The organism is uncultured Methanobrevibacter sp. (assembly GCF_905235195.1).
GTDB lineage: Archaea > Methanobacteriota > Methanobacteria > Methanobacteriales > Methanobacteriaceae > Methanarmilla.
Map to the genome: position 1 here is coordinate 1 of NZ_CAJOKH010000041.1, position 12811 is coordinate 12811.

Here is a 12811-nt window from a genome sequence, read left to right on the forward strand (position 1 = left end):
ATTGTATTTTTACAAACAATTATAAATGAATATGATAAACATAAAAAATAAGAAATTTTAGCCCGAATTTTATTCAGAAAATTTCAGGCCCCTAAAAATTTTATATTAGAATTAATTAATTAATTAATTATTGAAATTTAGAAATTTAATTTTTTATTATACTATAAGTTATTATAAATACTGTCTTTAAAATTTAAAAAATATTTTCTTCTAATTCTACTATAATTTGCTTAATTTATCTAAATTATACTAACATTTATATAAAAATAAAAATAATATTATTATTATAATATATTATAGTAAGATTAATTTTTTATAAATTAATTCTTTTTTGATTTTTAAGTGAAATTCTAAAAAATCATAATGTTTTATTAAGTAATATTTTTGAATTTTGGAGGATAATTTTATGGCAACTAAAGTAGTCGAAGTTAAAACATTAAAAATTGGTAAATATGTTGTATTAGATGGTGAACCTTGTAAAATTGTAAGTTTAAGTACTTCTTCACCTGGAAAACACGGAGCTGCAAAAGCTAGAGTGGAAGCTATGGGTATTTTTGATGATCAAAAAAGAACTTTAACCAAACCAGTTAACGCTAAAGTTGATATTCCTATTATTGATAAAAGAGTAGGTCAAGTAATATCTATTCAAGGTTCTAATGTTCAAATTATGGATATGGAAAATTATGAAACTATTGATTTACCTTTACCTGAAGATTTAGATGATAAAATTGTTGAAGGTATTGAAGTAGAATATATTGAAGCTATGGGTAATATGAAAATTATGAGAACTAAAGGTAGTGCACCTAAATAGTTCTAAACCTCTTTTTTTCTTTAATTTTTATTTTAGAAATTTTTTTTAAAATTTCTTACTTATTTTATTGTTTTTCTTATTTTGATTTAGGTGTTTTAATGATTTTTGGTACTCACAGTCCTTGTAAATTTGCTTTTGCATCAGAAGAGGATGATTTTGAACAAATTCATATAAATGATGAAATTCAATGGGGTATTATAGGAGTACCATTTGATAGTACTGTTTCTTATCATGTAGGTTCTAGATATGGTCCTCTTGTTGTAAGGGAAGGGTCTTATTCATTTGAATCTTATAATTTAGAATTAAAAACAGAGATAAATTCTTGTTTTTATGATTTTGGAGATTTAAATACAATTCCAGGTAACTGTCTGAAAACATGTGATTTGTTATCTCAAACAGTTACTGATTTATTAAAACATAATATTAATCCAATTTTAATTGGTGGAGAACATAGTCTCACTCAAGGTGCTTTAAGAGCCATTGCTTTAAATTCAGATCATAATGACTTAAGGGATATTACAATTATTCATCTTGATGCACACAGAGACATTATTGATGATTATCTTGGTGAAAAATATTCTCATGCAACTGTTTTAAAAAGAATTTATGATTTAAATCCTAAAGAAATTGTTCAAATTGGAATACGCTCATCATCCTTTGAAGAGGAGGAATTTGTTAAATCAAATAATAATATAAAAACTTATGAGGCATCATCTATAAAAGAAGATATTAAGCCTTTAATTGAATATCTTAAGTCAATTGATTCAAAAGTTTATATTTCTATTGATATGGATGTTTTAGATCCGTCATTTGCACCTTCTCTTGGAAATCCTGTACCGTCTGGACTCTCACCACATGATGTTTTAGATATTTTAATTGCTCTTAAGGATAAGAATATTGTTGGTTTTGATGTTATGGAAACTGCTACAGATAAACTTGGAGATATAACTGCAATTACTGCAAGTAAATTTGTCTATGACTTTTTATCTTTAATGGGAACTAGATAATTTAATAAAATTAGATATTAATTTTAGTGTTTGTCTGTTTTTTTAGCTAAATACTATTTTCTTAAGATTAAATTTATTACTATTTTTATAATATTTATTTAAATATTATTTAACTAAATTTTACTAAATTTTACTAATTTTACTATTTAATTTGACCTAAATATTTAAATAGATTAATTTACTAAACTTTATTATATTATATTTAAGATATTAAATATTATTTTTAAAATAAAATGTAGAGGAATAAAAATGTTTAAACGTGAAATAGAACTTTCTGGCCATATTATTGATTCATATATTTTACCAAAAACATTTGATATCATTATGAACAGAGGAGGAGATTTTGACGTTGTAGATATTCAGGTTGGAAAAAATAAAACTGATATATCTAGAGCTAAAATGATTGTCTATGCTGAATCAATTGAAAAATTAAATGAAATATTAGATGAACTCTCAGCTATTGGGGTTTCAATTTCTGAGATTAAAGAAGCTAATTTAGTTCCTTCTCCTGCAGATCAAGTTCTTCCTGAGGGATTTTATTCCACTACTCATTATATAACTCATGTATTGTATAAAGGCAATTGGTTAATAGTTAGGGATATTGAAATGGATTGTGCAATTGTAATTGATGAAGAAAGAGAAATAGCACGTTGTGTACCTATTAGCTCTATTAAAAAAGGAGATAAGATTGTTGTTGGAATTGAAGGTGTAAAAGTTTCAAGTCCTCAAAAACCAAGGGAAAAAACCAATTCATTTGAATTTATGGATAGTGATGTTTCATCTGAAAAGCCTTTATTGACTATTGTTAGAGATGTTGCAAATGAAGTTAAAAGGATTAAAAGTCAAGGTGGAAAGATAGCATTTGTTGGAGGACCTGCTATTGACCATACTGGTACTAATAAAATCGTAGCAAAACTTATTAAAGAAGGTTTTATTGATGTTTTATTTGCAGGAAATGCTTTAGCTACTCATGATGTGGAAATTAACTTATTTGGAACTTCACTTGGTATTAATATAGAAACTGGAGAAATTGTTACAAATGGTCATTCACACCATATGAGAGCAATTAATGCTATTAATCGTTCAGGTTCTATAAAGGAAGCTGTTGAAGATGGAACTTTAACTAGTGGTATTATGTATGAACTTGTTAAAAATGATGTTCCATTTGTACTTGCAGGTTCTATTCGTGATGATGGGCCACTTCCTGATGTTATAACTGATGCTGCAGTGGCTCAAAATGAAATGCGTAAATATGTTCAAAATGTTGATATGGTATTTATGGTTGCAACAATGTTACACTCTATTGCTGTAGGTAATATGTTACCTTCAAGGGTAAGTAGTGTTTGTGTTGATATTAATCCATCAACTGTAACTAAACTAGCAGACAGAGGCAGTGCTCAAGTTCTTGGTATTGTAACAGATGTTGGTGCATTTTTACCAGTTTTATATGATGCATTACACGAAGAAGATTAAATATTTTTTAATCTATTATTCTTTTTTATTATTTTAAGTTCTTAGTTTTTTCTTTTTATTATTTTTATTTCATATTTCTTATTATCTTCATTTTTTTTTTAAATTTTATTTATAGTTGTTTACCAAATTTTTGTTATAAATCATATAAACAAGTATAATAAAAGTTTAGTAATTTACTATATTTTTTATAATTTCCACTTTTCTATATTTTCAAAAAACATAAAATTTAATTATATTCAAAATAAATACTATTTCTTTAAGTGGTATTATGGATAAAATTATAGTTGCTAATATAGTGGATGTAGAATTGAATGATATTTATCCATGTGAAATTCATATTTCTGATGGATATATTGAAGAAGTAATACCTATTGCTACCACAGATCCAAATGATGTTGATTTGGATTATGAAGGAATTCTACTTCCAGGATTTATTGATGCTCATACTCATATTGAAAGCACTATGCTTATTCCTAGTAATTATGCAAAAGCAGTCATTCCTCATGGAACTACTTCTGTTATTTCAGATATTCATGAAATGGCAAATATTTCAGGACTTAAAGGCATTAATTTTATGATTGAAAATGGTAAAGAAGTTCCATTTGACTTTTTTTATGCAGCACCAAGTTGTGTTCCACCTACTAATTTTGAAACATCTGGAGCTATAATTGATAGTGAACTTGTTAATATCCTTTTAAAATTAAATGATTTTGTCTCTTTAGGTGAAATGATGAATTTTCCAGCTGTCTTAGCTGGTGACGAGGAAGTTTTAAAGAAAATTGAATATGCTAAAAAATTAAACATGCCTATTGATGGCCATGGTCCACTTTTAACTGGAGAAAAATTAAAAAAATATATTGATGCAGATATATATACTGACCATGAATCCTCTCTTTTTGATGAAGCTATTGAAAAGAAAAAGTTAGGTATGAAAATTATGGTACGTGAAGGGTCAGCTGTTAAAAATTTTGATGATTTATTAAATAAAAATGATAGGCAAATTTTTTGGGCAAACGAGGAAGATGCAAAGAATCTATCACGGGATGATTATAATCTTTTATTAAAAAATCCAATTTTTGACTTTTTGGTTTCCGATGATAAAAATCCAATAGATATTTTAAATGGTCATTTAAATCTTTTAATAAAAAGATTAATTGATACAGATGTTTTCCCTATTGAAGCTATTAAAATGGTAACTTTAAATCCATCTAAACATTATAATTTAGATGTAGGTGTTATAGCAGCAGGCAAAAAGGCTAACTTTGTACTTATCGATAATTTTGATAATTTCAATATTTTAAAAACCTTTGTTGGTGGGGAGATAGTCTATGAAGATGGCAATGTATTATTTGATTCGGAAGATGTTGAATTCGAAAATACATTTAATGTATCTGAAAAATCTCCAGAAGACTTTGATGTTAAAATAGATTTAAAAGAGGGTAAAATTAAAGCCCTAATTATGAAGGTTATGGATAAGTCTCTTATAACTGATAAAACTATAAAGGAATTAGAAGTTAAAGACCATATTATTCAGGAAAACATCGATAGAGATATATTAAAAATTGCAGTTGTAAATAGGTATGGGGAAGATACAGTTACAAATGGATTTGTAAAAGGTTTTAAAATAACTGATGGTGCTCTTGCATCTTCTATTGCACATGATTGTCATAATATTATAGTAGTTGGTACAAACAAACATGATATGGCTAAAGCTGTAAATGAAATTATTGAAAATCAAGGTGGTTTAGCAGTTGTTTCTAGGAGAAATGATATTAAAGAATCTTTAGAACTACCAATTGCTGGTTTAATGTGTAATGATGATGTTTCTACTCTTGCACTTAAGCTTAAAAACTTACAAAATATTGTTAAATTATTAGGATGTGAATTTAACTCTCCATTTATGACTTTGTCATTTTTATCTCTACTTGTAATTCCTTCAATAAAAATATCAGATAAGGGTTTATTTGACAGTGAAGAATTTAGATTTACAGATATTGTACAAGAAGTAATCTCAGAAGATGAAGAAAATGCTTAATTCAAGTCTATTTATTTCTATGCTTTTTTAATTTTTACCTATTTATAGGATTTTATTATTTTTTTTTTAATTTTTATCTTTATTTATAGGAGTTTTTTTTATAAAAATAAGTGTCTGTTTTTTTAAATAAAATTCAATATAATATTATTTTATTTTTATGATTTGTCTTATATTATGATTAGGGTTTTAAAAAAATAGTAGTATAAGAGTTGTTTTAACTCTTATTAAATTTTTTTATTTTTTTATATACACTTAATTATAAAAAAATTATGTGGAATAATGTTTATTAATTAATCCTTGCCTAAAAATATTTTAATTTTTTTTAAGTATATGAAAAATGGGGGTATGCCTGATTATATTTAATCAAAAATCATTATGGTTTGTATAAAATATATTTATAAAATATAAAAAATATTTAAGATTAATTTAAATATAATGAAATTGTTTAATTGGATTTTACTAATAACTATTTATGACAATCTTCAAAGTTTAAAAAAATATTTCTATAAAGTGTATACTAAAAATATAAAATTAGACCTATAACTGCATATTTTTACATAATAAATATAATTGTTTAAAAAGGTTTTAAAAATAGATATGGTTTATATGTTCCATTAATAATAGTGTTACATATGAAAAATTCAAATCATTAAAGATATTTAAACATCATAACCTTTTTCTTTCAATTGTTTTTCTAATATGTTAATAGCTTCTTTATCTCTTTTTGTTCCTACTTTTTTTATAACACGTTTATCTTCATGAAATCTATCAATATAATATTCTTTTAATTCATTATCTACCATATCTATACGTGTATAATTTACAAGGGATTCTATTAACATATATAATCCACGGTTAACTATTTGGAGATCTTCTCTGTTTTTAATGATTTCGGTAACTTCGGCTTTTATAACTATTGATTTTCCATCAGAATTAACAGGGTCATTTGATTTGACTGCCTCTTTTAAAGTTTTTACTTTACATTTTAAGTATCCATCACAATCTTTTAAAATAGGTATATTATCATCTGTAAAATATTTGTCTGGAAGATTAGCTATAGTTGATAAGGTAAATATTTTAGGGTTACTTGTAATATTAGAGATAAACTCTCTATTTTTAATTATATTCTGGGCGGTATGACTAGTTGTAAATATTCTCATCATAATTTCATTTTCACTATATGCGATTGTTCCAATAGGTGCAGCATTTTTACTACCATCCTGGGAGATGGTTGTTATAATGGTTTCATACTGACTTCCTTTTTCCATACCTATAGATTTAATATTTATGCTCATATTATCATCTTATCAAAATATTAAAATATTTTTTTTAATTAATTTATATTAGATTTATTCTATTACTTATTCTTTTTATATGGTTTTATATACTATTATGAAAATATACTTATTAAATAAAAATTATTTATATAATAAAAATATAAAATATATTTAATCTATAAATTTATAATCCTTTAATCTAAGAATTTAGATTAATTTGTAAATTTAATATTTAAATCTTATTTAAGGAAAACTTTAATATTAAATGAATTATCTTCAAAGTCTATACTAATGAGAATTGAAGATTTTTTTCTTAAAAATAAAAACTTTTAATAAACAAAATAAACTTATTAAATTATACTAGGGGATACTATGAAATATAAGATGTATGATGAGATAATGGAACAAAAAGATGCATTAGTAAAAACATTTGAAAGTGAAACATCATTATTAGATAATATTTCATCAATTGTTGAGGAAAAAGATAAAGTATATTTAGTTGGTTGTGGAAGTTCTATTTCAACATGTTATTCAGTTAGGGATGCACTTGCATCATGTTCAACAATAGATATAGATGTCTTTACAGGGTTTGAATTTACTTATAATAAAAAATTAATTTTAGGTGAAAATTCTATTGCTATTTTTACATCACAATCTGGTGAAACAGGTGATACTGTAGCTGCTCTTAGAAAAGCTCAGGAATTTAAGATTCCAGCAGTTTCTATTTCAAATGAACCGGATAGTACTATGGCTAAAGAAGCAGATTATGGGATTGTATCAAGAGGAGGTAAAGAAACTGCTATTTTAGGTACTAAAACCTATGTTACTCAACTTACATGTCTTTATTATATATTATTTAAGGCATCTGATTATGAAAATAAAGATAAACTCATAGATGAATTGAAAAATATTGGATCCTTACTTGATAATTTACTTGAAAGTACACACGATGAAAGTAAAAAATTAGCAGAATTATTTAAAGATGAAGAAATTTTCTATTGTCTTGGTAGTGGCCCTAATTTTGGTCTTTCATATAAATTGGCTATGACAATGTTTATGGAAGGTGCACTTAAACATGCATGTCCATTATATGCTGCTGAATTTAGGCATGGTCTTATTGAAAGAGCAGAAAAAGGTGTTCCAGCAGTATTTTTAAATTCTGGATTTGAATCAGATGTAATTACTGAAAAAGCAATTGATTTTTGTGAAAAACTTGAAATGAACTTAATCATTTATAATTTATCTGATTATGTTGGGGATGATTTTGATAAATTATTATCTCCATTTGTATTTATTGCACCTCTTGAATGGTTCATTTATTATTTGGCACATTTCAATAATGAAGATCCTGGAAGTACAAGACATATTGGAAAAGTCAGATATGATTAATTTTTTTTTTAAATAATTAGTTAATTTACTAAGTTTTTTTTATAACTTTTTTTTATATTGCTTTAATTAAAACTTATTTTCTAAACACTACTTTTCAATCAATAAAATAAGTATAAAAATAAGTATATCAATTTAATGTCGGAGCAATTTAGAAATAATTAAAACAAAAATCAAATTCATAATAACATTAAAAATAGAAAAAATTAAGTTTTTATCAAAATTAAAATAGAAAAAATTAAGTTTTTATCAAATTAAAATAGAAAAAAATTAAGTTTTTATCAAATTAAAATAGAAAAAAATTAAGTTTTAATCAAATTAAAATAGAAAAAAATTAAGTTTTAATCAAAATTAAAATAGAAAAAAATTAAGTTTTTATCAAATTAAAATAGAAAAAAATTAAGTTTTTATCAAATTAAAATAGAAAAAAATTAAGTTTTTATCAAATTAAAATAGAAAAAAATTAAGTTTTAATCAAAATTAAAATAGAAAAAAAATTAAGTTTTAATCAAAATTAAAATAGAAAAAAATTAAGTTTTAATCAAATTAAAATAGAAAAAAATTAAGTTTTAATCAAATTAAAGATTAAACTTAAAATTAAAAAAAAATAAATTAAAGAAAAATAAAGATTAATTCAAAAATTAATTACTTATTCTACAGTCACTTTATATGATTTTTGTGGTTCTTTTGGAATAGTTAAAGTTACAGTACCCATATCATATTTAGCAGTAGATTCTTCTGGAATAACCTTATCAGGTAATTTGATTATTCTTTTTGCAGTACCTGCAGTTCTACCTTTAACTAAATATTTAAGTTCATTTTTTTCTGGGGTGTATTTTTCTCCAAGTGTTTCTTCTATTTGTTTATTTTCTTCTTTTTCTTCATCAGTTTCTGTATCAACATTTAATTTTTCTTCAAGTTCTTCTTTAAATGAACCATATTCACATGCAATGATTACACTTTTTTCTCTTATTTCAATATTTACAGATTCTTTAGAACAACCGGGAATATTAGCTTTTAAATAATATGCTTCATCATTTTCAAGTAAATCAACACTAATTTTATTTGGTAAAGTTTCTTTATATTCATTTATCATGTTGTCTATGGATCTTCCAGCAGATTTAAGATTGATTAAAATATCATCTACTGCATCTTGTGCTTGTTTTTTAGTATCTCTAAAATCATTTGCCATAATAAACTCTCCATATTTTTTTTAAATATTGGTTTATATAAGTTATATAATATTAGTATTTATCTTATCAATTCCTATTATTAAACTTTTCTTAATTATTAAATTTTATACTCTTTTATTATAATTATCATATGTAATATGTTTCATATCGACATGTTTTCATTAGTTTTATATTAAAAATTTTTCTTATAAAAACTTATATTTATTTAGATTTCTATTTTTTTTCATCTATATTTATCTATTTTTTTTTTAAATATTAATATCACTTTTTGTATTTATTTAAATTTAAATTATAGTTTTTTTTATCTTATTTATTCTATATTCTTTTCTTATTTCTTTTGATTTAACTGTTAATTATTTCTTTTTTTGGTTTTACTATTGGATATTTTTATTTTTCAAAAGATTTATATACTATTATTATCGATATATGTTATTATAAAATTATTTTTAGTGATATCATGAATAAAAAAACTAAATATATTATTTTAATTTTTGTTATTTTAATTTTGGCAGGTGTAGCTACTCATATAATTATGTCACAAAATGCTGTTGATAGTTCAGGTAATAAAACTGTTACCGATATGTTAGATAGGTCAGTTCGAATACCTTCTACAGTTGATAGTGTTATTGCAACTAGTCCAACTATGACTACTGTAATTTATATGATTGCTCCTGAAAAATTAAAAGGAGTTAATTTCAAATGGGAAGAAGATGAGCTTAAATTTGTTCCAAAAGAGTATCAAAACTATCCTGTTGTTGGTGGATGGTATGGAACTAATGATGGAAATTATGAAGAATTTATTGCACAAAAACCTGATTTGATTATAGAATCATCTGCAGAGGGAGATAAAGATTTATCCACAGTTCAGGAACGCCAGGAAAAATTTGGAAGTATTCCTGTTTTAGCTGTAACTGATTCATCTGATCTTGATAAAATGGGTGAGTCAATACTATTTATTGGTGAAGTATTAGGTTCTAAAGAAAAAGCTCAAGAATTAGTTGATTTTAATGATAAATATGTAAAGGAGGTTGAATCAAAATCAAGTAAACTATCTGATAAAGATAAAAAAACAGTTTATTATGCTGAGGGAGATGATGGCCTTAAAACTAATCCTTCTTCTTCTAGTCATGCAGAACTAATTAAAAGAGTAGGTGGAAAAAATGTAGCTGACTCTTTAGGTGAAGGTAATAATACTATGGGTGTACAAGTATCTGTTGAACAGGTAATTCGTTGGGACCCTGAAGTTATTATTACTACTAGTCCTGAATTTTATCATAGTGTTTATAATAATTCTAATTGGGCTAGTATTAAAGCTGTTAAAAATCATCAAGTTTATTTATCACCACAATCTCCGTTTAAATGGTTTGATAGGCCTATAGCAGCTAATAGAATTATTGGTCTTCCATGGACTGCAAAAGTTATATATCCAGAAGAGTATAAGGATATTGACATGGTTAAAACTACTCAGGAATTTTACTCTAAGTTTTATCATGTAGAGTTAAGTGATGATGAAGCTCGTCAAATATTACTTGATTCTGGATTAAAAGAATCTAACTTCTAATATATGTGATTATATGGATAGTCAAAATAAGGAAGTTATAACATTCATATTTTTAGTTATACTTCCTATAATTTTATTTTTTGCATCATTTTTAATTGGAAGATATCCAATCAGTCCTGTGGATGTTGTTAAAACAATATTATCTCCAATTTTCCCACAATTGAAAATTTCACAAACTATTAGTACAATAGTTTTTGAAATACGATTGCCTCGTATTATTGCTGCTTTTGCTGTAGGTTCAGCTCTTGCTGTAGCAGGTACATCTTTTCAAAGTATTTTTAAAAACCCTTTAGTATCTCCAGATTTATTAGGAGTCTCTAATGGTGCAGGATTTGGTGCAGCTCTTGCAATAATATTATGTAGTTCTAATTTTATAGTTCAAATATTAGCATTTGTTTTTGGAATAATCTCTGTTTCTATTACCTATTTAATTTCAAGAGTTTATAAGGCTGGAGGAATTTTAGTTTTAGTATTATCCGGTGTTGCTATTTCAGCATTTTTTAATGCTTTAATATCATGTATAAAATTTGTAGCAGATCCTCAAGATAAGCTTCCTGAGATTATTTATTGGTTAATGGGATGTTTAGCTTCTGTAACAATAGATAAATTAATTATGATTATAATTCCATTTATTATTGGAATAGTGATTTTACTAGTCTTAAGATGGCAAATGAATATTTTGGCTATGGGTGATGAGGAAGCACAATCATTAGGTTTAAATCCAACCAAAATACGATTACTTATAATTGCAGGATGTACATTACTTACATCAGCAGCTGTATCTATCAGTGGGATTATTGGGTGGATAGGTTTAATTATTCCTCATATGGCACGTATGATTGTAGGTCCTGATAATCGTATATTAATACCTGCATCTTTAAGTTTAGGTGCAAGTTTTCTTTTACTTGTAGATAATATATCAAGGGCAGTAATAACTATAGAAATTCCAATAGGTATATTAACATCAATTATTGGTGTACCTCTATTTTTATACTTACTTAAAAGGGGTTATTCTGAATGGTCCTAACTTTAAATACAATATTTAAAATGGGTTATTTTGACTGGTCCTTAAATTTCAAATACAATATTGCATTTGTGTGGGGGGTTTTTTGTGAGTTTATTTGAAGTTAATAATATTTCATTTTCATATGGTGAACATTTAATATTTTCAGATATTTCCTTTTCTATAGATAAGGGAGATGTTTTATGTATATTAGGTCCTAATGGGACTGGAAAAACTACATTAATCAAGTGTTTAAATGGATTAAATGAAATTGATTCTGGAGAAATTTTAGTTAATGGAGAAAATATTCAAAAATTATCTTTTAGGCAAATATCAAAACATATAGGATATATTCCTCAATCACATGTTCCATCATTTCCCTTTAGGGTTATTGATGTTGTAATGATGGGTCGAGCACCTTATCTTAATTTAAGTTCGACTCCTAAGGAAGAAGATGAACAGATTGCATTAGATGCTCTTAAAGCTTTATCTATTGATTATTTAAGGGATAAGGAATATACTAATTTAAGTGGTGGTGAAAGACAACTAGTTTTTCTTGCAAGGGTAATTGCTCAGCAACCGGATATTTTAATTCTTGATGAACCTACTTCCCATTTGGATTTTGGAAATCAAATTAAATTGTTGGAAATTGTTAAAAATTTATCTGATGCAGGTCTTTCCATTATAATGTCTTCACACTTTCCAGATCATGGATTTTTATCTTCAACAAAAGTAGCTATAATGAAGGATAAAAAATTTATAGATATTGGTAAACCTGATGAGGTTATTACAGAAGATAATCTATCAAAAGCATATGGTATTAATGTTAATTTAATTGAACATGATAATGGAAGAAAAGTCTGTGTTCCTTTAGAAACTAATCTAAAATTAAATCAGGATTTATTTAAAAAAAAATAATTATTTAGTTTTTTATTTTATTAGTTAAGTACTTTTTCTAAAAGATTCAGTACTATCAAGTTAAGGTTTTTATTTTTTTAGAATCCCTGGCTTTTGCTTGTTTTGCAATTTTTATTCCAATTTCTTTCCTTATCTCTTTCTGTGTGT

The 12811-nt window shown here is 25.2% G+C and carries 10 protein-coding genes; 8 read left to right on the top strand and 2 right to left on the bottom strand.

Translation table 11 applies throughout. The annotated features are described in order from the left end of the window. Positions 1 to 406: 406 nt before the first annotated feature. The 4 genes from QZ146_RS06160 (at position 407) to ade (ending at position 5326) form a co-directional block, all read left to right on the top strand. A complete protein-coding gene (locus tag QZ146_RS06160; protein ID WP_295722795.1) occupies positions 407 to 811 on the top strand; it encodes a translation initiation factor IF-5A in 405 nt (134 codons plus the stop codon). 98 nt (positions 812 to 909) lie between these two features. Continuing rightward, complete coding sequence (speB, locus tag QZ146_RS06165; RefSeq protein ID WP_295722796.1) at positions 910 to 1818, top strand: agmatinase; 909 nt, start codon at positions 910 to 912, stop codon at positions 1816 to 1818. 249 nt (positions 1819 to 2067) lie between these two features. Beyond that, a complete protein-coding gene (locus QZ146_RS06170; RefSeq protein WP_295722797.1) occupies positions 2068 to 3291 on the top strand; it encodes a TIGR00300 family protein in 1224 nt (407 codons plus the stop codon). Between the two features lie 268 nt (positions 3292 to 3559). Continuing rightward, complete coding sequence (gene ade / locus QZ146_RS06175; RefSeq protein ID WP_295722798.1) at positions 3560 to 5326, top strand: adenine deaminase; 1767 nt, start codon at positions 3560 to 3562, stop codon at positions 5324 to 5326. A gap of 659 nt (positions 5327 to 5985) precedes the next feature. Here the strand turns inward: ade and QZ146_RS06180 are convergent. Next, positions 5986 to 6621 (bottom strand): DUF447 domain-containing protein, encoded by a 636-nt coding sequence (locus tag QZ146_RS06180; protein ID WP_295722799.1) that lies wholly within the window; start codon positions 6619 to 6621, stop codon positions 5986 to 5988. Positions 6622 to 6975: 354 nt separating this feature from the next. Here QZ146_RS06180 and QZ146_RS06185 point away from each other — a divergent pair, with 354 nt between their 5' ends. Continuing rightward, positions 6976 to 7992: an SIS domain-containing protein gene (locus QZ146_RS06185; RefSeq protein ID WP_295722800.1), complete on the top strand. Its 1017-nt coding sequence runs from the start codon at positions 6976 to 6978 to the stop codon at positions 7990 to 7992. 646 nt (positions 7993 to 8638) lie between these two features. Here the strand turns inward: QZ146_RS06185 and QZ146_RS06190 are convergent. Next, positions 8639 to 9181, bottom strand: a complete 543-nt coding sequence (locus QZ146_RS06190) for an Hsp20/alpha crystallin family protein (RefSeq protein WP_295722801.1) — start codon at positions 9179 to 9181, stop codon at positions 8639 to 8641. Between the two features lie 458 nt (positions 9182 to 9639). Here QZ146_RS06190 and QZ146_RS06195 point away from each other — a divergent pair, with 458 nt between their 5' ends. From QZ146_RS06195 to QZ146_RS06205, 3 genes are all read left to right on the top strand, one after another. Beyond that, on the top strand, positions 9640 to 10743 hold the full coding sequence (locus QZ146_RS06195; protein WP_295722802.1) for an ABC transporter substrate-binding protein: 1104 nt from the start codon (positions 9640 to 9642) through the stop codon (positions 10741 to 10743). A 13-nt stretch (positions 10744 to 10756) separates the two neighbouring features. After that, positions 10757 to 11770 carry an iron ABC transporter permease gene (locus QZ146_RS06200; protein WP_295722803.1) on the top strand — a complete coding sequence of 338 codons (1014 nt, stop codon included), beginning with the start codon at positions 10757 to 10759 and terminating at the stop codon, positions 11768 to 11770. An 84-nt stretch (positions 11771 to 11854) separates the two neighbouring features. Then, complete coding sequence (locus tag QZ146_RS06205) at positions 11855 to 12664, top strand: ABC transporter ATP-binding protein (protein ID WP_295722804.1); 810 nt, start codon at positions 11855 to 11857, stop codon at positions 12662 to 12664. Positions 12665 to 12811 lie beyond the last annotated feature (147 nt).